Origin of the sequence: Amycolatopsis sp. NBC_00355 (genome assembly GCF_036104975.1) — a bacterium.
In the GTDB taxonomy this organism is placed as follows: Bacteria; Actinomycetota; Actinomycetes; order Mycobacteriales; family Pseudonocardiaceae; genus Amycolatopsis.
This window is the reverse complement of record NZ_CP107982.1, coordinates 2416784-2436322: the sequence shown is the minus strand read 5'-3', so window position 1 is coordinate 2436322 and position 19539 is coordinate 2416784. Positions and strand designations below refer to the sequence as shown.

Annotated in this window: 23 protein-coding genes; 9 read left to right on the top strand and 14 right to left on the bottom strand. The window is 72.4% G+C overall.

The genetic code is table 11. The features are described from left to right. Positions 1 to 47 precede the first annotated feature (47 nt). A complete protein-coding gene (locus OHS18_RS09875) occupies positions 48 to 821 on the bottom strand; it encodes an isocitrate lyase/PEP mutase family protein (RefSeq protein WP_328453756.1) in 774 nt (257 codons plus the stop codon). A gap of 50 nt (positions 822 to 871) precedes the next feature. On the opposite strand from OHS18_RS09875, the gene OHS18_RS09870 reads away from it, so the two are divergent. Further along, positions 872 to 1960: a Dyp-type peroxidase gene (locus tag OHS18_RS09870; RefSeq protein WP_328453757.1), complete on the top strand. Its 1089-nt coding sequence runs from the start codon at positions 872 to 874 to the stop codon at positions 1958 to 1960. On the opposite strand, the gene OHS18_RS09865 is transcribed toward OHS18_RS09870, so the two are convergent. Next, entirely contained in the window at positions 1941 to 3038 is a 1098-nt protein-coding gene (locus OHS18_RS09865) for a S1 family peptidase (RefSeq protein WP_328453759.1), read from the bottom strand. The two genes, OHS18_RS09870 and OHS18_RS09865, sit on opposite strands and share 20 nt — an antisense overlap. Before the next feature lie 352 nt (positions 3039 to 3390). Between OHS18_RS09865 and OHS18_RS09860 the strand changes: the two genes are divergently transcribed. Further along, the gene (locus OHS18_RS09860; RefSeq protein WP_328616743.1) at positions 3391 to 4239 is read left to right on the top strand and encodes a hypothetical protein; all 849 of its coding nucleotides are present in this window, start codon (positions 3391 to 3393) and stop codon (positions 4237 to 4239) included. A gap of 26 nt (positions 4240 to 4265) precedes the next feature. Then, positions 4266 to 5258: a DUF3592 domain-containing protein gene (locus OHS18_RS09855; RefSeq protein WP_328616742.1), complete on the top strand. Its 993-nt coding sequence runs from the start codon at positions 4266 to 4268 to the stop codon at positions 5256 to 5258. A 1-nt stretch (position 5259) separates the two neighbouring features. Here OHS18_RS09855 and OHS18_RS09850 read toward each other — a convergent pair whose 3' ends face one another. Beyond that, positions 5260 to 5868, bottom strand: a complete 609-nt coding sequence (locus OHS18_RS09850; RefSeq protein ID WP_328453764.1) for an LUD domain-containing protein — start codon at positions 5866 to 5868, stop codon at positions 5260 to 5262. A gap of 89 nt (positions 5869 to 5957) precedes the next feature. Between OHS18_RS09850 and sigJ the strand changes: the two genes are divergently transcribed. Continuing rightward, positions 5958 to 6842, top strand: coding sequence for an RNA polymerase sigma factor SigJ (gene sigJ, locus OHS18_RS09845; RefSeq protein ID WP_328616741.1), 885 nt, complete (start codon positions 5958 to 5960; stop codon positions 6840 to 6842). 3 nt (positions 6843 to 6845) lie between these two features. Here the strand turns inward: sigJ and OHS18_RS09840 are convergent, their stop codons facing one another. Beyond that, positions 6846 to 7562, bottom strand: a complete 717-nt coding sequence (locus OHS18_RS09840) for a transporter substrate-binding domain-containing protein (protein WP_328616740.1) — start codon at positions 7560 to 7562, stop codon at positions 6846 to 6848. Between the two features lie 124 nt (positions 7563 to 7686). Between OHS18_RS09840 and OHS18_RS09835 the strand changes: the two genes are divergently transcribed. From OHS18_RS09835 to OHS18_RS09825, 3 genes are all read left to right on the top strand, one after another. Next, complete coding sequence (locus tag OHS18_RS09835; protein WP_328616739.1) at positions 7687 to 7950, top strand: GlsB/YeaQ/YmgE family stress response membrane protein; 264 nt, start codon at positions 7687 to 7689, stop codon at positions 7948 to 7950. 232 nt (positions 7951 to 8182) lie between these two features. Then, positions 8183 to 8482: a hypothetical protein gene (locus OHS18_RS09830; RefSeq protein ID WP_328453772.1), complete on the top strand. Its 300-nt coding sequence runs from the start codon at positions 8183 to 8185 to the stop codon at positions 8480 to 8482. A 50-nt stretch (positions 8483 to 8532) separates the two neighbouring features. Next, the gene (locus tag OHS18_RS09825) at positions 8533 to 8934 is read left to right on the top strand and encodes a hypothetical protein (RefSeq protein WP_328453774.1); all 402 of its coding nucleotides are present in this window, start codon (positions 8533 to 8535) and stop codon (positions 8932 to 8934) included. On the opposite strand, the gene OHS18_RS09820 is transcribed toward OHS18_RS09825, so the two are convergent. Next, positions 8935 to 9063, bottom strand: a complete 129-nt coding sequence (locus tag OHS18_RS09820; RefSeq protein ID WP_328453776.1) for a hypothetical protein — start codon at positions 9061 to 9063, stop codon at positions 8935 to 8937. A 171-nt stretch (positions 9064 to 9234) separates the two neighbouring features. After that, positions 9235 to 10257 carry a methyltransferase gene (locus OHS18_RS09815; RefSeq protein WP_328616738.1) on the bottom strand — a complete coding sequence of 341 codons (1023 nt, stop codon included), beginning with the start codon at positions 10255 to 10257 and terminating at the stop codon, positions 9235 to 9237. A gap of 86 nt (positions 10258 to 10343) precedes the next feature. On the opposite strand from OHS18_RS09815, the gene OHS18_RS09810 reads away from it, so the two are divergent. Continuing rightward, a complete protein-coding gene (locus OHS18_RS09810) occupies positions 10344 to 11498 on the top strand; it encodes a sensor histidine kinase (RefSeq protein ID WP_328616737.1) in 1155 nt (384 codons plus the stop codon). Further along, a complete protein-coding gene (locus OHS18_RS09805; protein WP_328453782.1) occupies positions 11495 to 12169 on the top strand; it encodes a response regulator transcription factor in 675 nt (224 codons plus the stop codon). Before OHS18_RS09810 ends, OHS18_RS09805 begins: the two co-directional genes overlap by 4 nt. Here the strand turns inward: OHS18_RS09805 and OHS18_RS09800 are convergent. The 8 genes from OHS18_RS09800 to OHS18_RS09765 form a co-directional block, all read right to left on the bottom strand. Then, a complete protein-coding gene (locus OHS18_RS09800; RefSeq protein WP_328616736.1) occupies positions 12153 to 12974 on the bottom strand; it encodes a CPBP family intramembrane glutamic endopeptidase in 822 nt (273 codons plus the stop codon). The genes OHS18_RS09805 and OHS18_RS09800 overlap by 17 nt on opposite strands. Positions 12975 to 13104: 130 nt before the next feature. Then, complete coding sequence (locus OHS18_RS09795; RefSeq protein WP_328616735.1) at positions 13105 to 14322, bottom strand: iron-containing alcohol dehydrogenase; 1218 nt, start codon at positions 14320 to 14322, stop codon at positions 13105 to 13107. A gap of 1 nt (position 14323) precedes the next feature. Further along, positions 14324 to 15082, bottom strand: a complete 759-nt coding sequence (locus OHS18_RS09790) for an SDR family NAD(P)-dependent oxidoreductase (RefSeq protein ID WP_328616734.1) — start codon at positions 15080 to 15082, stop codon at positions 14324 to 14326. Beyond that, positions 15079 to 16017 (bottom strand): 3-keto-5-aminohexanoate cleavage protein, encoded by a 939-nt coding sequence (locus OHS18_RS09785; RefSeq protein WP_328616733.1) that lies wholly within the window; start codon positions 16015 to 16017, stop codon positions 15079 to 15081. The genes OHS18_RS09790 and OHS18_RS09785 overlap by 4 nt, the downstream gene beginning before the upstream one ends. Next, positions 16017 to 16862: an LLM class flavin-dependent oxidoreductase gene (locus OHS18_RS09780; protein ID WP_328616732.1), complete on the bottom strand. Its 846-nt coding sequence runs from the start codon at positions 16860 to 16862 to the stop codon at positions 16017 to 16019. The genes OHS18_RS09785 and OHS18_RS09780 overlap by 1 nt, the downstream gene beginning before the upstream one ends. Then, a complete protein-coding gene (locus tag OHS18_RS09775) occupies positions 16859 to 17629 on the bottom strand; it encodes an HpcH/HpaI aldolase family protein (protein WP_328616731.1) in 771 nt (256 codons plus the stop codon). Before OHS18_RS09775 ends, OHS18_RS09780 begins: the two co-directional genes overlap by 4 nt. Further along, entirely contained in the window at positions 17626 to 18498 is an 873-nt protein-coding gene (locus tag OHS18_RS09770) for a hypothetical protein (RefSeq protein WP_328616730.1), read from the bottom strand. Before OHS18_RS09770 ends, OHS18_RS09775 begins: the two co-directional genes overlap by 4 nt. Positions 18499 to 18513: 15 nt before the next feature. Continuing rightward, positions 18514 to 19404: a DUF6282 family protein gene (locus OHS18_RS09765; protein ID WP_328616729.1), complete on the bottom strand. Its 891-nt coding sequence runs from the start codon at positions 19402 to 19404 to the stop codon at positions 18514 to 18516. Positions 19405 to 19539: the final 135 nt, after the last annotated feature.

Genomic DNA, 19539 nt, shown 5'->3' with positions numbered 1-19539 from the left:
CAGTCACCGTATCACTTCAGTGACTGTAAACAACGAGGGATCCCGCCTCAGTTCAGCTTGCGGGTGTCGGCCGGCAGCCCGCCGCCGGCGTAGACGTCTTCGGCCAGCTTGGCCAGGGCGGTCAGCGCGACGTTCTGGCTCCACGGCCCGTAGGACACCCGGGAGACGCCGAGCTTCTGCGCGGCGGCCAGGGGGATCGAGCCCGGGATGCCGATCAGGTTGACCTTGCGCTCGCCGAGGGCCTCGACCAGCCGGCCGACCTGGGTCTCGTCGAGCTTGCCGGGCGCGAAGAAGTTCGACGCGCCCGCGTCGAGGTAGGCGCGGCCGCGGGTGATCGCCTCGGTGAGCGCCTCCTCCTGGTCGGCGATCTTGAGGAACGCGTCGGTGCGGGCGTTGAGCACGAAGTCGATCCCGGCCGACTGCGCGGCGGCGACGGCGGCTTCGACCGCCTTGACCGACTCGGCGAGCGGCTTCATCTGGTCTTCGAGGTTGCAGCCGACCGCGCCGGCCTCGATGGCCCGGGCGACGGTGCCGCCCGGGTCGCCGTACCCGGCCTCCAGGTCGGCGGTGACCGGCAGGTCGCCCGCGGTCCGCACGATCAGCGCGACCTCGGCGATCATCTCGTCCCGCGGGATCTTTTCGCCGTCCGGGTAACCGCGGGAGGCGGCGATGCCGTGGCTCGGGGTGGCGAGAGCCTGCGTGCCCGGCGTCTCGGCGACGACCTTCGCGGTGATCGCGTCCCAGACGTTGACGACGAGCAGCAGTTCCGGAGCCGCGTGCAGCTCCTGCAGGCGCTTGGCCTTGTCGGCGGTGGAAGTCATGTCCCCAATCTAGGAGGAGAGCGCGACGGCGGCGAATGCTATCGTCGCGAATGCTTTCGAACGAGGCCTCGCCGGGTGACGCCGAGGAGATCGCCGGACCCCTCACCCGCGCCGCGATCTTCCTCGTACTGCGGATCGACAGCGGCGGCGAGGACGTCGTCAAGGATCTGCTGGCGGATCTGCCCGGGTTGCGGCGCTCCGTCGGGTTCCGGTCGCTGACCGGCGGCCTGTCGTGCCTGGCCGGGATCGGCTCCGCCGCCTGGGACCGGATCTACGGCGGCGCGCGCCCGGCCGAGCTGCACGAGCTGCCCGTGTTCAAGGGCGAGCGCCACGAAAGCGTGACGAGCGACGCAGATCTCCTGTTCCACCTCCGCGCCGACCGGATGGACCTGTGCTTCGAGCTGGAGACGCTGATCATGGCGCGGCTCGCCGGCGCGGTCACCGTCGTCGACGAGGTGCAGGGCTTCCGCTACTTCGACGCGCGTGACGTGCTGGGGTTCGTCGACGGCACCGAAAACCCGACCGGCCGCGCCGCGCGGGCGGCCGTGTTCGTCGACGACGACGGCGGTTTCAACGGCGGCAGCTACGTCGTCGTCCAGAAGTACCTGCACGACATGACCGCGTGGAACGCGCTGTCCACCGAAGAGCAGGAGCGGGTGATCGGCCGGCGCAAACTGTCCGATGTGGAGCTGTCGGACGCGGAGAAGCCGAGCGATTCCCACATCGCCCTGAACGTGATCACCGACGACGACGGCAACGAGCTGGACATCCTGCGCGACAACATGCCGTTCGGCCGCCCGGCGTACGGCGAGTTCGGCACCTACTTCATCGGCTACGCGAAGTCGCCGGTGGTGATCGAGCGGATGCTGGAGAACATGTTCGTCGGGTCGCCGCCCGGCAACCACGACCGCATCCTGGACTTCTCGACCCCGCACACCGGGGCGCTGTTCTACGTGCCGACGGCGGACTTCCTGGAGGACCCGCCCGAGCCGGCACCCGAAGCGGAACCGGAAGAAGCGCCGGCGGCGGAAGCACTGCCGGCACCGGAAGAAGCGCCGGAACCCGACGACTCGCTCGGCATCGGCGGCCTCCGGGAGACCGCCGAGCCGGCCGCGGGTGTCAGCTGGTTTCGAGGGTGAGGCCGTAGCGGTCCAGCACCTCCTGCACGGGCTGGAAGAAGGTGTTGCCGCCGGTCTCGCAGTCACCGGACCCGCCGGACGTCATTCCCTGCGCCTGCACCGTTTTCGTGCCGGCACCGGCCGCCGGGCGGCTGACGAACGAGCCGCCCGAGTCGCCGGGTTCGGCGCAGGCGTCGGTCTGGGTGAGCCCGTGGACGATGTTGCCGTTGCCGTAGTTCACCGCCTGGTCCAAGGCGATCACCCGCCCGCACTGCCAGTGGGTGGTGATGCCGGACCGGCAGATCCGGCCGCCGGCCGGCACGACGTCCGTGCCGTCGATCCGCACGTCGGTGCCGTCTTCGTAGCGGTCCACCCGCGGCGGGGCCGAGACGTTGCCGTCGGTGACCTTGACGGTGCCGTAGTCGTTGTCGGGGAACGAGGATTTCGCGACCTTGCCGACGGGGCCGCCGGCGCCGCTCACCGCGCCGCCGAGTGCCGTGCAGTGTCCCGCGGTGATGACGAAGTGGACGTCGTCGTCGTTGTACGCGTTGAACCCGATCGAACACGCACCGCCGCTGAAGTAGAGCCCCTGCCCGCCGACGGCGTCCCACAGTGGCCGCGGGGCACTGGCGACGCGCTCGACCCGGACCGGCGCGCCGCCGGCGGTGGCCCACGCCAGGCCCGCGGGGTCGCCGCCCACCACGCTCACCACGACCTCGTTGGCCGGCGCGTCGACGTACCAGCCGGCGACCGAGGCGGGTACGCCGGCCGCTCTGCGGTCCAGTGTGGACTGGACGTCCTTCAGTTCGGACGCGCTGTGCCGCACCACTTTCGGCGTCGCCCCGGCGGCCCGGATCTGACCGGCGCGGGCGGCGTCGGTCGTGCCGACGACCAGGCCGCCGGTGGCGGCGTCCAGCCAGGACAGCCCGAACGCGCCGCCCAGGGAACCGCCGAGGGTGTGCTGCGCGGCGGCCAGCGCGGCCGGACCCGTGGCTTCCGTCAACGGTACGGCGGCCGCCGAGGCCGGCGTCGCGAACGCGGTTGTCGCGGCCGCGGCGCCGACGAGGGCGGCCACAGTGCGCAGGGGTCGTCGGATCACGAGAACCTCCAGGAGTCGCGAGTGCGAGAACCGCACCCGTGAATCGACGCTACGGCAGTGATCAGCGGGTCGGATAGCTGCCATTTGAGTAGCGCTCGCAATTCCCCTTTCCGGCTCAACGGGCCTGGTCAACGGCTCGCCGATTGTCACTCCTGTGAGTGATCACGGCGGTTTGCGGCGCCCCGCATGGGCGCTCGAAGCGCGACAATCCGCGACGGTTTTCGCGGCATTGGGGAATCGTTTCTTCTTGATGAACCACCGGTTCCTCACCTGATCGGGGCCGAAACCTGGGTTCGGTAGCAGCCGGGCCCGCGCAGGCTGGGGACGTCCCGAACGAACGGAGGTGGGTGCGGTGAACACGAAGGATCCGGCGCGGGCCCGGCACGAACGCCTGGAACGGTGGCGCGGGCACCCGGTGGTGCTCGCCGCGGTGGTCGTGGCTTCGCTCGCGACCGTGGCGCTGGGCGTGTTGGCCGGGCTCGGGTTCGGCGGGTTCATGGAGCAGTTCCGGACCATGGCGATCGACAGCGTCTTCGACGACCGCGGCGACGGCGACCCGCCGTACGTGGTCGTCTGGGGCACCCTGGGCGTCTTCGGCTGCCTGCTCTCGGCCACCCTGGCGGGCGCCGCCGCGCGACGGTACGGGGGACGGCCGGCGGGCCCCGCGTTCCCGGCGGTCCTCGCGCTCGCGGGCGCCACGGCCGGTGCCTGGGTGTCGGCCCGGGCGTGGCTGCCGCCGCTCGCCGTCGGCACGGCGGTCGACCCGGTCTTCCACCACGACGAGCCGTGGGGTTTCTGGGGCTGGTTCTTCTACTACGCCGACTGGTGGGTGCCCGCGCTGCTGCTCGTGGCGACCTCGCTGGTGCTGGGGTACGCCGTGGCCGGCCACCGCCGGTACACCGCGATGGTCCGGACCCGCGGACGGCTGCTGGCGCACGGCCGCCGCGTGCCGGCGGACGTCGTCGAGGTCAAGCTCCGCCTCGCGGGCGACGAGACGGGCACGCGGGTCGTCGGCGCGACCGTCACCGTGTCCTTCGCCGACCCCGCGGGCGTCCGGCGCTGGGTGACTCGCCGCAGCCGGGACACCGAGGTCAGCGCGGCGGAAGTACTGTTCGACCCGGCGCGGCCCGGGGACGAGAAGTCGATCTTCGTCGCACTGCGGCGCGACCCCGTCCTCGCCGACTGGCTGCCGGTCCGATGAGTTCCTTCGAGAGTCCGGAGTTCCCCATGATCAGGCTCGCTCGCGGGTTCCTGACCGGCGGCGTCGTCGGGGTGACGCCGAGCGCCTTCGTCACCGGCATCATCATCGGGAACGTCCCGTTGCTCCTCACCGGGGCAGGACTCCCGTTCGCCTACGGCTTTCTCCTGTTCCTGGCCGGGATCCCGCGGCGGGCGCGGGAAGCGGCGGTCGTGCCGCGCACGGCGCTCGCGAAGATCGAGAGCCTGCGCGCCGGCGGCGCGGAGACGGGTGACGTGTCGCTCCGGTTCGACCTCACGATCGCCCCGCACGGCGAGCCGCCGTTCCGCGCCGAAGCCCGCCTCGACGTCAACCTGGTCGACCTGCCGAGCTACCGGCCGGGTGACGTCCTGGTCGTCGCGTACCCGCCGGACCGGCCGTGGCAGGCCCGGATCGTGAAGCCGGACGCGGAGTGGGCGCGGCGGGCGGCCGGCGCCACCGTGGTGTCCGCGCCCGAGTCCACTGTGGTCCGGAAGCCGGCGGGGGCCGGGGCCGGCTTTCTCGTCCTCCTCGGGTTCCTGCTCGGCGTGGCCGCGATCGTCCTGCCGTTCCGCGCCGAGCTGTTCGCCCCGTCGGCGGACGCCTCGGAAGTTTCGGAGTCCGCCGAACCCACGTCGGTCACGTCCTCCTCGGGCTCGGCGACGGTCACCGTCGGCCCGGGGCAGTCCATGGCGGACGCGGGCGAGCTGCGCCGGGCGGTCGTCGGCCTGGCGCAGCACGCGGACGTCGCGAAGGTGCTCACCGCGGTCGTCGAGGAGCACCGCCTGTCGGTGGTGTTCGCGCCGACCGCCGTCACCGCTCCGTCGTTCGACCTGCGCTCCCTGCCGGTCGACCGCATCCCGGCCCTGGTGACGAAGGCCCGGACCACCCTGGACGTCGGCTCGCCGCAGACGTGGCAGGTCACGGTGGTCCCGTTCGCGGGCGAGGTGACCCTCCGGATCGTGGCCACCGGCCCCGGCGGCAGCGGCTCCCTCGGCGGCTGAGTCAGAAGCCGATGGCTTCGCGCAGCAACAGGACGGTGACGCGCCCCGGGCCTTCCGCGTTGAGGACCAGCAGGCGGTTGATCGCGCTCGGCTGGCCGTAGACCGCCCGGGCGCGGGCGTTTTCCAGCGGCAGCGCGTGTTCTTCGAGGCGGCGCAACGCGGTGGCCATGTCGGGGACCACCTTCTGCGCGCCGACGATCCAGATCGCCCGGCCCGCGCCGCCGGCGTAGGCGGGCACCTGGCTGCCGCTGCCCGAAGCGACGACCACGGACCCGGTCTCGGTGACCGCCGCGACGCTGCCCACCACGAAGTCGGGCGTGGCGATCAGCCGCCGGATGTCGTCGGCCCGGGTGGCGCGGTCCAGCGCCAGGACCCGGGGTTTGACGGCGTCGTACCGGCCGCCGGTGTTGAGGTCCTGCTCGATGCCGGACAGCCGGGTCGTCTCGCTGGCCGAGGTGAACACGCTCGCGCCGGCCGGGATCAGGTCGCCGACGCGGCCGCGCGCGGCGGCGACGTCGTCGAGGATCTCGACGGCGAAGCCGTGTTCCTTCAGCGCGGTGGCCGCCCGCTCGAGGCTTTCGGCGGGGGCGGCGTCGGTGAACGGGGTCATGGGTCTCCTCCTGCGTGGTCGTGTCACAACGAAGCCGTGGGGTTCGTCAGGACTACGACCAGGCAGCACCGCGGAATGTGAGGCGAACCATGACCCGGCCCGACCCGATCACGAGCGAGCGACGGCACTTGACGAACCTCGCCTACCGGCTCCTCGGCTCGCTGGCCGACGCCGAGGACGTCGTCCAGGAGACCTACGCCCGCTGGTACGCCCTGTCCGCGCCGGCGCGGAACGCGATCGAGGCGCCCGGGGCCTGGCTGACGACGGTCGCGAGCCGGATCTGCCTGACCCAGCTCGGTTCGGCCCGCGTGCGGCGCGAGGCCTACGTGGGGGAGTGGATCCCGGAGCCGCTGCCGGGGCGCGCGGAGCGGCCGGACGTCGTCGACCCGGCGGACCGGGTCACCCTCGACGAGTCGGTCGACATGGCCTTCCTCGTCGTGCTCGAGGCGATGACCCCGGCCGAGCGCGTCGCGTTCGTCCTGCACGACGTCTACCGCTACCCGTTCGCCGAAGTGGCCGGGATCGTCGGCCGGTCGACGGCGGCGTGCCGGCAGCTGGCCTCCTCGGCCCGCCGGCGGATCCAGGCGTCGCGGGCACCGGTGGCGACGCCGACCGCCCGGCAGGCGGACCTCGTCCGCGGCTTCAAGGCGGCCTGGGAAGCCCAGGACATCGCCGCCCTCGTCGGCCTCCTCGACCCGGACGTCACGGCGACCGCCGACGGCGGCGGGCTGGCGGCCGCCGGCCTGGAACCGATGTACGGCGGCGAAGCGGTCGCGCGGGCCTGCGCCGGGATCCTGGACGTGCTGCCCGGCATGACCTTCTCGGAGACCACGGTCAACGGCCGGCCCGGCCTGCTCTCCCGGCAGAACGGCGTCACCGTGACGGTCTTCGCGTTCCACGTCGAGGGCGACCGGATCAAGCACATCTGGGCGATCCGCAACCCCGACAAGCTGCGCGCGTGGACGGCGGCCTGAGCGTCAGCGGGCCGGGGGAGCGACGGTGGCGTCCGGCTGGTTCGCACGCCGCAACGCGTCGGCGATGAAGCCGCTCGCCTTCAGGTCCTCGACGACGTCGTGCAGGAACGCGACGGTCCCGGAGCGGCGGTCCTTCGCCGTGCCGACGGCCTGCTCGATCTGCATGAACCGGTCGGGGATCACCCGGACCTCCGGGTGCGCGGCGGCGTACGACGTCATCGGCCGGCGGATGCCGGCCGCCGCTTCGAGGCCCTGGGTTTCGAACGTCGTGACGCCTTCGTCGCCGCGGACGACGGTCGCGTGCTCCAGGGTGCGGGAGAGGAACAGGTCGTAGGCGGAGCCCTGCTTCACGCCGATCCGGACGTCCGGCCGGTCGACGTCGGCCGGGGTGGTGAACGCCGAGCCGCGCGGCACCACGTACACGCCCTCGATGACGACATACGGTGCGGTGAAAGCGACTTCCGTCGCGCGCGCCGGGTCGATCGCCAGGAAGCAGAGGTCGGCGGCGCCGGAGGTCAGGGCCGCGAACGACTTCCGTGCCGCGTCGAAGCACACGAACGCCACCGGGACGGCCAGCCGCGCGGCTACTTCGCGCGCGATGTCGACCGTGACGCCCGTCGGCGCGTCCGGGGTGCCCTGCGCGAGGACGGCGTTGCCCAGGTTGATCGAGGCGCGCAGGACGCCGGTCGGGGCGAGGTCTTCGGTGATCGGCGTTCCCATGCCCGCGACCCTAGCGACGGGCCGGATGAGATCCAGGTCACGTCGACCTCACCCGGCGCGCCGCCGCCACGCCCGGCTGCCATCCTGTGCCGTCTAGGTCGAGCGTGGATGAGAGGAGCAGTCCGTGGGCATCATCGGCTGGATCGTGCTGGGGCTCATCGCCGGCGTGATCGCGAAGATCCTCATGCCGGGCAAGGATCCCGGCGGCTGCATCATCACGATCCTGCTCGGCATCGGCGGCGCCTTCGTCGGCGGCTGGGTCGGCAAGACCCTCTTCCACACCGACATCGGCACGTTCTTCGACCTGCGGACGTGGGGCCTGGCCGTGCTGGGCGCGCTGATCATCCTCGTCGGCTACCGCATGATCTTCGGCAGCCGCCGCGACTGAGGTGCGTGACGCGCAAAGGTAACCCGATCACCTTGGGGCATGACCACGCTTTTCTTCGGCGCGCGCCTGGGCGCCCGGCTTCGCGTTCGTCGTCCGCGCCCGGAGCAGTACGACCACCTCTGCCGGTACGTCGCGGCCCGGACCGGCGCGTTCCGCCCGGTCGCCCCGGTCACCTCACGAAAGCGTTCGCGATCGTGCGGGAAACGGGCACCGGTGTGCGAGAGTGGCCGATGTGGACGAACGAACCGCGCGGCGCCGCGAGCCGGCCTCGGTGGCCGAGCTCGCCGGGACGCGGGTCTGGACGGTCACCGCGTCGAAGGGCTGGTGGCTCACCGCCGAGCGCACCGTCGAGGCGCACGGCCGGCGCTGGGTCGTCGGCCTGACCCCGACCGCCGGCGGTCTCACCGCGTTGATGCTCTGGCGCGACGACGTCGTGGTGTCCCACCGGCGCGGCCCCGAAAGCGTGCTCTGCGGGCTCGCCGCGCACTGGGTGACGAACCTCCTCGCCGGTCGTGCCTGGGATGCCGCGTGATCCACTAGAGTGGCGACAAGCCTGGGGGCCGCTACGCACGAGGAGAAACCGTGGCGACCACCACCACCGAAACGCCGCACTGGACGATCGGCACCGCCGGCGACACGGCCACGTTCACCCGGGTCCGGCCCGCACCGGCCGGGCCGCGCGTGTGGAGCGGCCGGGGCCTCGCAATGCCCGAGGAAGATCTGCCCGCGTTCGGGAAGGCCCTCGGCGAGATCATGAAACTGCCGGTCTACTGGACGGCGAAGGCCCGGGCGGCGGACCGCGCGGCCGGCGAGCAGGATGTCTGGTCGGCACCGCGCCACGACCCCGGCGACGGCTTTGTCCACATCGCGGGCCCGTGTCACCTTCCCGAAGAGGAGCCCGGGGCGGCTTTCACCCTGAGCCTGGTGCACGTCCGCGGCTTGCGCGTCCGGATCGCGGCGTACCTGCGCGACCGGGAGTGGTGACTAAACGGTCTCTTTGGCGAGCAGGTGGAACATCAGCCCGCCGACGAGGAGCAGCAGGCCGAGCAGGAAGAGCACGCCGACGCCGAGGACCAGCCCGGTCGCGCCGAGGGTGATGCCGATGAGGACCACGAACCGCTCCTTCTCCGGGGACGCGTCGCGTCCGGCCGCGGGCTGGCTACCCGCCCCGCGACCCGGCAAAACCCATGTCCCCCACCCGGGTGACGGCCGGTGGCGCCGAGGTAAGCCGGGCCGCCCGGACGCCGCCCGGCACGGAGATCATCGTGACCGGCGCCGGATCGGTCAGCCGGCGACCGGCGCGCAGTCGATGGCGACCTGGCCCAGCGGCGTCGTCCGGACGGCGGCCACCGTCAGGCCGGCGCCGGCCGCGAGCGCGCGGTAGTCGTCCAGGCCGCGCTCGCGCCCGCCGCACAACACGAGCATCCGGAGGTCCATCTCCGCGCGGTCGCCGCCCTCGGTGCCGTGCTGCTGGAGGATCAGCACCCGGCCGCCGGCGCCGGCCGCCTCGGCGCAGCGGCCGAGGATCCGGGCCGCGTCGCGGTCGGCCCAGTCGTGCAGGACGCTGCTGAGCACATAGACGTCCCCGCCCTCGGGCAGCGGGTCGAAGAAGCTCTGGCCCGCGAAGGCGCACCGGTCGCCGAGTCCCCGGGCCGCCAGGTGCTCCCGGCCGCGTCGCACGGTGTCGGGCAGGTCGACCAGCGTGCCCCGCAGCGCCGGGTCGGTCTCGAGCACCGCGGCCAGCAGCGCTCCGGTGCCGCCGCCGACGTCGACGACGTGGCGGGCGCCGGACCAGTCGTAGCCCGCGGCCGCGTCGATCACGTAGTCCGTCCCGGCCGCCATCGTCGCGTCGAAGGAGGCGGCCATCGCCGGACGGGCGGCCAGGTACTCCCAGAACGGGGTGCCGAAGACCGTCTCCCACGCGGGGCCGCCGGTGCGCAGGGTGTGCAGCAGCCCGGTGAACGCCAGGTCCATCTGCCCGCCGAACCCCTCGAGGTCCAGGCCGACCCGCATCCCGGACGGATGGTCCGAGCGCAGCAGGGCCGCGAGTTCGCTCGTCCCGAACGTCCGAGGGGCCGGCTCGGTGAACACGCCGTGGGCGACGAGGTGCCGCAGCAACCGGTCGAGGGCGTCGGGATCGGTGCCGCAGCGGCGGGCCAGCTCGTCGACGGGCACCGGGCCGTCCGCCACGTGGTCGGCCACCCCCACCGTGGCGGCCGCGCGGACGGCCAGCGGGGTGACCAGATCGAGCACCGGCGCCAGCAGCTGCCAAGCCGACTGTGGGGTGCCGTCCGGAGTCGTGGTCATGCATCCTCCCGTGCGTCGTCGCCGGTCGATCAGCTTTCCGGCCCGAGGCGGCCGGGGGAAGCCCGGGTCTCGCTAGGCTCCCCGCCATGCCGAAGCTGGGACGTCTCCGGAGCCGGTGGGCGAGTGTCTCGCTCGAAGCCCGGGACCGGGGGCTCGCCGTGCTCGTCACGGCCGCCGCGTTCGTGCCGGGGCTCGCGATGCTCGGTGCCCAGTTCGGCGATCTGCCGCGACAAGAGGGCGGGTTCCTCGCGGTCGTGCTGGTGCTCGGGCAGACCCTGCCGCTGGCGGTGCGGAGCCGGTGGCCCGCCGCGGCGTTCGGGGTGACCGCGATCTGTTTCGCCGCGCACGAGGTGCTCGCGTACCCCACCACCGTCGGCACCCTCGCGCTGTACTTCGCGCTGTATTCCGCCGGAGCGCACGAAGAACGGCTTCGCCGGGCGCTGCCGGCGATCGCGACCGCCGGCTACGTCGTCTTCGCGGTCGTGCTGGCCCTTCGCGGATCGCCGTCGGGGCTGCTCGACTACGCCATCTACTACACGGTGCTGACGCTGTTCTGGCTGCTGGGCGCGCTGGTGCGGCAACGGCGCCGGCAAGAAGCCGAACGGCGACGGCTCACCGCGCGCGCCGCCGCCGCGGAGGAACGCGCCCGGCTCGCCCGCGAACTGCACGACGTCGTGACCCACCACGTCACCGCCATGGTGGTGCAGGCCGACGCCGCCCGGTACCTCCCGCCCGAGCGCGTCCCCGAAGTGCTCACCACCATCACCGGCTCGGGGCGCGACGCGCTCACCGAGCTGCGGTTCCTGCTGGGCGTCCTGGAAGCGACCGGCGCGCGGACGCCCGGCCTGAGCGCGCTGCGCACCCTCGTCGACCAGCCGGGGCGGGCGGTGCGGCTCGTCGAAGAGGGCGAACGTCCGGCGCTGCCGGCGGAAACCGAGCTCACGGCGTACCGGATCGTGCAGGAGGCGCTGACCAACGCGGCCAAGTACGCCGCCGGCCGCCCCACCGAGGTGCGCGTCGGCTACGGTGCGGACCTCCTCGAAATCGAGGTGAGCACCGAAGGCCCGGCGACGGCGGCGGGCGCGCTCGGTTCCGGCGGCCGCGGGCTGGCCGGGCTGCGCGACCGGGTCGACGCGCTCGGCGGCCGGTTCACCGCGGGCCCGTCGGGGGACGGATTCGTGGTCAGCGCCCAGATTCCCGCCCAGATTCCCGCCCAGATCCCCGCCAGGAGAGACCGATGACCGACGGCCCGATCCGCGTCCTGATCTGCGAGGATCAGGAGCTGATCCGCGCGGGCTACGTGACGGTCCTCGGCGCCCAGCCGGACCTCGAAGTCGTCGGCCAGGCCGCGAACGGCCGCGAAGCGCTCGCCGAGTTCGACCGGCTGCATCCGGACGTCGTCGTGATGGACATCCAGATGCCGCTGCTGGACGGGATCGAGGTGACCCGCCGCATCGCCGGCCCCGGAGCGGCCGACCCGGCCAAGGTCCTGGTGGTCACGACGTTCAACGTCGACCAGTACGTCTACGACGCGTTGCGCGCGGGGGCGAGCGGGTTCCTGCTCAAGGACGCGCCGCTGGACGAGCTCGTCGAAGGCGTGCGCACGATCGCCCGGGGCGAGTCGCTGCTCGCGCCGTCGGTGACGCGGACGCTGATCGGCCGGTACGCCGACCGGATCCGCCCGGCTGCTCCCGCCGGCGGTCCCTTGGAGGGGCTCGCCCGACGGGAGCTGGAAGTGCTGAAGCTGATCGCCGCCGGCTTGTCGAACGCCGAGATCGCGGCCGAGCTGGTGCTGAGCGTGGAGACGGTGAAGACGTACGTCTCGCGGATCCTGACCAAGCTGGACCTGCGGGACCGGGTGCAGGCCGTGGTGCTGGCCTACCGGACCGGGCTGGTCAGCGCCGAGGGATGAGCTTGGCGCGGCGCAGCAGCAGCGCTGTCGTCACCAGGCAGCACAGCAGCGCGAACAGGCCGGCCTCCGGGCCGAACGAGCCGCCGGTGAGCGCGTCCGGTCCGGAAAGGACGGTGCGCAGCAGGCCGGGTTCGCTGTCGGCGCCGGAGACCGCGGTGCCGAACACGCCGCCCTGCAGCCAGTTCCAGGCGAAGTGCAGGCCGATCGGCACCCACAGCGACCGGGTGGCGGTGTAGGCGACGGCCAGCATCGTGCCGCCTTCGACGGCGATGGCGAGGGTGCCCCAGAGCGTGGCGTTGCCGTTGATCAGGTGCGTCAGGCCGAACAGCAGCGACGAGACCACGATCGCGATGACGCTGCCCGCGCGCTGCTCCAGGATGCGGTGGAGCACCCCGCGGAACAGCAGTTCTTCGGTGACCGCGACGGAAGCCATCGAGCCGGCCACGCCCAGGCAGGCCCAGAACGAGCCGCCGCTGATGTCGGCGTGGGTGAAGATGATGCCGAGCAGCATGGTCCCCACGAAGGCGGCGCCGCCGATGAGCGCGCCGCGCCCGAGGCCGCCCCAGCGCCCGGCGGTGGCGAGTTCGGTGATCTCGTCCCGCTTCTCGACCCGCCGGGCCACCCACTTGTAGGCGACGACGGCCCCGGCGGCCGCGCCGACCCCGACGAACAGGCGCAGGATCGGCACCCCGGACACGAGCGCGTCCAGCCCGCGGGCCGCGACCAGCAGCACGGCGGTGGCGACGAGCAGCACGGGGAACCGGAAGCGCTGCAGCCGGGGCTTCCGCTCGGTCAGGGTGGTCATCGGGTTCCTCTCGCCGGACTTCCTTGTGGAGTACGGCGAGATTACGAGCGCGGCGGGCGGTGCCACATCACTCCGTGACGGACAGCCGCGGTAGCTCCTCAGAGGGACAAGAGGGCCTTGACCTGCGATTTCACGCCGCGCTCCGATCGTCGAGGGCTCCGGAGTGGGCGCGCCGGAGGATGTCGAGCAGCAGCTCCCGCGTCGGCTCGACCGGCGCGATCGCCAGCAGCCGCGCCGACTTCAGGGCCAGCTCGGCTATCTGCGGCAGCTGGTCGCGCCCGATGCCGAGCTCGGCGAGCGTCGCGGGTACGCCGATCGCCCGGTTGATCCCGGCGACGCGGGCGATCGTCCGCTCGGCCGAGGCGTCCCGCTCCGGGATCCCTTCCACGGCGGCGCCGAGCCGCGCGATCCGCTGGGCTGCTTCGGGTTCGGCGCGGAGCACGTCGAGCGCGTAGGGGAGCAGCAGCCCCGTGCCGAGCCCGTGCGGGGTCTTGGTCAGCGCGCCGATCGGGTACTGGATCGCGTGGCACAGGTGCGTCCCGGTCGAGCCGAAGGCGATCCCGGCCAGCAACGCGCCCAGCGCGACCTCACGCCGGGCGTCCCGGTCGCCCGGCGAGCGGACGGCCGTGGGCAGCCACGGACCCAGCTTTTCCGCGGCCCGCAAGGCGATCGGCTCGGTGAGGGCGTTGCGCCCGGTGAACACCGGGAGCGGCGCGGACCAGTCGAGGGGCAGCGGCCGGGCGGTGTACGACTCGACCGCGTGCACGAGCGCGTCGATGCCGGAGAACGCCGTGACACCGGCCGGCGCGCCCAGGGTGAGCTCCGGGTCGACCACCGCCGCGGCCGGCACCAGGAACGGGCTGGAGATCCCCACCTTGAGCTCGCGGTCCGGGTCGGACACCACGGCCACCGGCGTCACTTCCGACCCGGTGCCCGCCGTCGTCGGCACCGCGACGACCGGGGCGACCGGGCCGGGTACCAGGTTCTCGCCGTAGAACCGGGCGAGCGGGCCGTCGTGCACCGCGAGCAGCGCGATCAGTTTGGCCGCGTCGAGCGCGCTGCCCCCGCCGATCGCGAGGACGACCTCCGCTTCGTGCTCCCGCGCGACGGCGGCGCCCGCGGTCAGCGTGCCGACGGGCAGTTCCGGGGTGATGGCGGAGTACGTCCGCACGTCGAGCCCGGCCGTGGTCAGGGCGCCGAGGATGGCGGCGAAGTGCGGGGTGGTTTCGAGGAACGGGTCGACGACGGCGAGCACCCGCGTGCCGTGCCCGGCCACGATCCCGGGCAGCTGGGCGCGGGCGCCGTAACCGAAGTGCACCCGCGCGGGCAGCCGCAGGGTTCCGGGCAAGTCAGGCAAGGAACCCGCCGTCCACCGGGAGGACGACGCCACTGAGGTGGCTCGCCCGGTCGCTGAGCAGGAACGCCGCCGTGGCGCCGGCCTCCGCTCCGGTGCCCGCCTTCCGCAACGGCGTCGCCGCGATCCGAGCCTCCACACCGCCTGGGATGGTGCGGCGCAGCTCGTCCAGCATCGGGGATTCGGTCGGCCCGGGGGCGATGACGTTCACGCGGATGCCGAGCGGGCCGAAGTCGTGCGCGGCGGTGCGGGTCAGGCCGATGACCGCGTGCTTGGTGGCCTGGTACGCGCCCATGCCGGAGCTGCCGCGCAGGCCGCCGATGCTGCTCACGTTGACGATCGCGCCGAAGCCCTGCGCCTCCATCACCCGCACTTCCTCGCGCAGGCACAGCCAGGTGCCCTTGACGTTCACCGCCATGATCCGGTCGAAGTCCGCCTCGGGTACCGCGTCGAGCCGGCCGCCTTGGCCCATCGCGGCGTTGTTGTACGCGCCGTCGAGGCGTCCGAAGCGGGCGACCGTCGCGTCGACGAACGCCGCGACGCTGTCCGCGTCCGCGACATCGCCGGTCGTGTACGCGACGTCGTGGCCCGCCGCGTCGAGGGTTTTCGCCAGCGCGGCAAGGGGTTCCTCGGTCCGGGCGACGAGCATCACCGAAGCGCCGTCTTCGGCGAAGACGCGCGCCGCTTCCGCGCCGATGCCCGAGCTGGCGCCGACGACGAGGACGACCTTGCCCGCGAGCAGGGGGGTGCTCATGAATTCTCCTTGTTTTCGACGGTGGCCCCGCGAAGCGCGAGCATCGCCCGCGCCTCGTCCGGGGTGGCGATCTGCTTGCCCATGTCCTCGACGACGGCCCGGATCTTCCGCACCTGCTGGGCGTTGCTCTCCGCGAGCTGGCCCTTGCCGATCCACAGGCTGTCTTCGAGGCCCACCCGCACGTGCCCGCCGAGCCATGCGCTGTGTGTGCCGAACGCCAGCTGTTCGCGGCCGGCCGCGAACGCCGAGAACTGGTAGTCGTCGCCGAAGAGCTTGTCGGCGATCCGCACCATGTGCTCCAGGTTCGCGTGGTCGGCGCCGATGCCGCCGAGGACGCCGAACACGCCCTGGATCAGCAACGGCGGTTTCGCCAGGCCCTTCTCGACGAAGTGGGCGAGCGAGTACAGGTGCCCGATGTCGTAACACTCGTACTCGAACCGGGTGCCCGCCGCGCCGAGCGTGCGCAGGGTGTGCTCGATCTTGTCAAAGGTGTTCACGAACGGGTGGGAGTACGTGTTGAGGACGTACGGCTTCTCCCAGTCGTGCTGCCACTCGGTGACCTTGTCGGCGATGCCCGAGTAGACGAAGTTCATCGACCCCATGTTCATCGACGCGAGCTCGGGCCGCACGTGGTGGGCCGCCGCGAGCCGCTGGTCCATGGTCATCGACGACGCGCCGCCGGTGGTGATGTTGATGACGGCGTCGGTCTCCGCGGTGATCGGCTCGAGGATCTCGTCGAAGACTTCGGGTTCGAACGCGGGCCGCCCGTCCGGGTGCCGGGCGTGCAGGTGCACGACAGCGGACCCGGCGGCGATCGCCTCCAGCGCCGCCTTGCTCACCTCGGCGGCGGACAACGGCAGGTAGGGGCTCTGGGACGGGATGTTCACCGACCCGGTGATGGCGGTCGTGATGATGACTTTTTCCGCTGCCCGCATCAGTTCTCCTGTTCGGCGAGGGCTCGGTAAGCGTCGAGTTTGGCGTCGTCCAGCGGGCCGACCAGGCTGACCGCGACCTGCGTCGCGCCCGCGTCGTACTGCTGCCGCAACGACTCGCGCACCTGCTCCGGCGTGCCGTACGCGACGAGCGCGTCGAGCAGCCGGTCGGAGCCCGGCGGCGTGAGGTCGGCGTCGGTGAAGCCGAGCCGCGTCAGCTTCGCGAGCTGGTGCGGCAGGGTCAGGTAGTAGGCGAGGCGCTCGCGGGCGACGTCGCGGGCCGCTGCCCGCGAACGGCCCACCACCGCCCACTGGACGACCGACAGGAACAGGTCCGGCCCGATCGTCTCGCGCGCCCAGCGGGTGTGCTCGGGCGTGACGAGGAACGTGATCAGGCCGTCGGCGCGTTCGGCGGCCAGGCGGGTGATCCCTTCCGAGTACGCGCCGAGCACCCGCGGCACGGCCCGGGGCAGGGTCGCCCCGACCCCGTCGAGGTAGTCGCGGAGGAACGGCAGCGGTCCGACCCCGCGTTCGCGGACCGCCCCGCTGACCCCGAGCCCCAGCACGTACCGGCCGGGATAACCGGCGGCGAGGTCCCGCGCCGCGGACGCGGCCGACTTCGGCACCCGTTCGAGAGCGCGTGCGACGCCGTTGCCGACCACCAGCCGCTCGGTGGACTGGAGCACGAGAGCGGCCGTCGTGAACGCTTCGCGCCCCGCCACCTCCGGGATCCAGACCATCCGGTGCCCGGCGTCTTCGAGCCCGCGCACGAACCGGACCACGCCGTCGTGGTCGAGGTCGTCGAGTTCCGCGATCGACAACGCGTTGCGCGGCAACGAGAGCGTCATCCGGTCGCTTCCCGGAACGCCTTTACCAGGGTCCGCGCGGCGTCCGCCAGCATCGTCGTGTCGTTGCTGAGCAGGACGAAGTCGCAGCCGTCGCGCACGGCCTGCGCGGCCCGCTCGGGCACCCCGCCGAACGCGAGCCCGCAGCGCTTGCCGGCGGCGTGCGCGGCTTCGATCGCCGACGCGATCAGGTCGAGCACCTCGGGCGAGGACGGCGTCGAGCCCATCGACATCGACAGGTCCGCCGCGCCGACGAACACCGCGTCCACGCTGTCCAGCGCCAGGATCTCCGGCGCGGCCTTGATCGCCTCGACGCTCTCGAGCTGCGGGATGCACAGCACTTCGTCGTTGCCGGTGGCGAGGTACTCGGCGTTCGGGCGCAGGCCCCACGCCCCGGCGCGGCTGGTACCGCCGGCACCGCGGACGCCGTGCGGCGGGAACCGGCACGCGCGCCCGACGGCGGCCGCCTGCTCCACCGTGTCGACGTGCGGCACGAGGATGCCCATGGCGCCCGCGTCGAGGATCTTCTGGATGGTCGACGCGGTCGTGTCCGGCACCCGCACGATGGGTGTGACGCCCAGCGCGGCGGCCGAGTTGATCAGCCGGTACGCGGTCTGCAGGTCGAGCGGCGCGTGCTCCAGGTCGATCACGACGAAGTCGAACCCGGCGTACGCCATGATCTCGACCGGCTCGCCCGAGGCGATCTTCAGCCAGGTACCCACGGGAGTGGCCGGGCGGTCGAGCAGCCCGGCTCCGGTGCGCGCGGTCACGGCATCGGGTAGTCGTCGGCGTTCAGGACCCAGCCCGGTTTCTCCGAGAAGTCCACCCGCGGCGGGCTGAAGATGTCGATCAGCTGGTTGACACCCGGGTCGCTCGCCTCGGAGGTGTGCACGGTGGGCGGCGGGATGATCGTGACGGACGGGCTGCCGATCCGCACGTGCTCGTCGTCGTGCCACGTGGTGCGGTCGTTGAGCCAGGGTGTGCGGATGTGGTGCACGTACTCGCCTTGCACCGCAAGGGAAAGCTGCTCGAAGTCGTCGTGGTGGTGCGGCGAGAGCCTGCGCGGGTCGCGCGGGCCGTCCTGCTCGGGCAGGAAGTTCACCATGAACGCCCGGGTGCGGAAGATGCGGCCGAACCGCTTCGGGTCCTGGGGGACCTCGGAGAGCGGGTAGAACCGCACGCGGTTCCCGCCGGCGGGTTCCGGCCACCGCTGCAAGAGCGTGACGCGCGGGTGGTTTTCGGCGTACGCGCCGGCGTTGGCGGGCCGGTCGCGCCAGTCGCGTTCGGTCGCCTCGACCAGGCGGACGAGCGGGCCGTCGCCTTCGACGCTGATCCGGGACGCGCCGGGCGGCGTGACGACGAGCCCGGGTTCGGCGATCCGGGTGGCACCGTCGTCGGTGAACAGGGTGAACGCGGGGGAGGCGCCGGTCACGATGATCGCGAGCTCGCCGGCGAGGTAGCCGTTGTCGAGGTCGTCACCGGAGTGCGCCTCGGTGTGGATCAGGATGACGTTCTGCGCGCGCACGACCTCGTTGTCGTGCAGGTCGAGGTACTGCGCGGCGGCGATCGCGGCGCCGCTGTCCGGCCCCGGCGCGGTGGCCGTCGCGAGCGCGGATCGGGGATCGTCCTTTTCGTACACGGGGGGTCCTTTCGCTCAGGCGTCGAGGTCGAGCAGGAACGCCGGGTTGTCGCGGACCATGCGCCGCAGGTCCTTCTCCGGCAGGCCGAGGTCGAGCAGCGCCTCGCCGACGCGCATCCAGGCGTCGACCGGCTTGGGGTTGGCTTTCTGGCCGAAGTCCGAGGCCAGCACGATGTGCTCGGGGCCGAGCGCCTCGACCCAGGTCAGCAGCTGCTTCGGGTCCCACTTCTGGGTGCCTTCGGGGTCGTACATGCCGACCTCGTGCTCGACGAACGCGCCGAGCTCGATCAGCTCGCGGCACAGCTCCGGCTCGGCGCCGATCACGAAGTCGGGGTGGCTGACGACCATCCGCTTCATGCCGCGTTCCTTCGCCGCCGTGAACAGCGTGCGGATGTACTCGGGGTACATGTGCCCGCCGTTGAGGACAGCTTGCTGGTCCTTGATCTCGTCGAGGATCTCGATCGCCGCGGGCTTCAGCTCGCCGCTCTCGTCGACGATGTCGATGCGCTCCAGCGTCAGCGGCACGGTGGTGGTCGGGAACGCGCCGTCTTCGGGGTGGCAGTCGATGTGCCGGCCCGAGGAGATGGTCGGGAACCAGACGACCTTGCCGCCCATCCGCAGGCACATGCGCACGGCGTGCACGTTGAGCCCGCCGACGGTGCTGTTCAGGGCGATGCCGCCGTAGACGTCCGCCGCGACGCCTGCGAGGCGCCCCTTCATCGCGAGGACGTCCATCTGGGTGTTGTGGTGGTGGGATTTCGCGACCATCGCGCGCATCCCGATCCGGGCGCCGTCCTGCGCGGCCTCGACGTGGTCGAAGCGGCGGGGGAACGGGCTGGGCCCGGAGTGGACGTGCATGTCGACCAGGCCGTCCAGGACGGAGGTGATGGCGGGACGCTGGCTCATGAGGCCGCCCTTCGTTCGCATTGTGAATTCGAAGTTCACTATAAGACCGTCTGTCAACCCTGAGGACCCTCTTGTGCGGCGAGGATCTCGTGTTTACGGTATCTGTTGTTCACTTCGTGAACTCGCAGTTCGGAT

Bases quoted from the DNA above. Each gene is read 5' to 3' on its own strand.
- sigJ (WP_328616741.1), top strand. From the start codon at position 5,958: ATGACCCGGCCCGACCCGATCACGAGCGAGCGACGGCACTTGACGAAC.
- OHS18_RS09780 (WP_328616732.1), bottom strand. From the start codon at position 16,862: ATGACGCTCTCGTTGCCGCGCAACGCGTTGTCGATCGCGGAACTCGAC.
- OHS18_RS09840 (WP_328616740.1), bottom strand. From the start codon at position 7,562: ATGGGAACGCCGATCACCGAAGACCTCGCCCCGACCGGCGTCCTGCGC.
- OHS18_RS09800 (WP_328616736.1), bottom strand. From the start codon at position 12,974: ATGACCACCCTGACCGAGCGGAAGCCCCGGCTGCAGCGCTTCCGGTTC.
- OHS18_RS09855 (WP_328616742.1), top strand. From the start codon at position 4,266: ATGATCAGGCTCGCTCGCGGGTTCCTGACCGGCGGCGTCGTCGGGGTG.
- OHS18_RS09870 (WP_328453757.1), top strand. From the start codon at position 872: ATGCTTTCGAACGAGGCCTCGCCGGGTGACGCCGAGGAGATCGCCGGA.
- OHS18_RS09805 (WP_328453782.1), top strand. From the start codon at position 11,495: ATGACCGACGGCCCGATCCGCGTCCTGATCTGCGAGGATCAGGAGCTG.
- OHS18_RS09765 (WP_328616729.1), bottom strand. From the start codon at position 19,404: ATGAGCCAGCGTCCCGCCATCACCTCCGTCCTGGACGGCCTGGTCGAC.
- OHS18_RS09815 (WP_328616738.1), bottom strand. From the start codon at position 10,257: ATGACCACGACTCCGGACGGCACCCCACAGTCGGCTTGGCAGCTGCTG.
- OHS18_RS09785 (WP_328616733.1), bottom strand. From the start codon at position 16,017: ATGCGGGCAGCGGAAAAAGTCATCATCACGACCGCCATCACCGGGTCG.
- OHS18_RS09790 (WP_328616734.1), bottom strand. From the start codon at position 15,082: ATGAGCACCCCCCTGCTCGCGGGCAAGGTCGTCCTCGTCGTCGGCGCC.
- OHS18_RS09810 (WP_328616737.1), top strand. From the start codon at position 10,344: ATGCCGAAGCTGGGACGTCTCCGGAGCCGGTGGGCGAGTGTCTCGCTC.
- OHS18_RS09875 (WP_328453756.1), bottom strand. From the start codon at position 821: ATGACTTCCACCGCCGACAAGGCCAAGCGCCTGCAGGAGCTGCACGCG.
- OHS18_RS09850 (WP_328453764.1), bottom strand. From the start codon at position 5,868: ATGACCCCGTTCACCGACGCCGCCCCCGCCGAAAGCCTCGAGCGGGCG.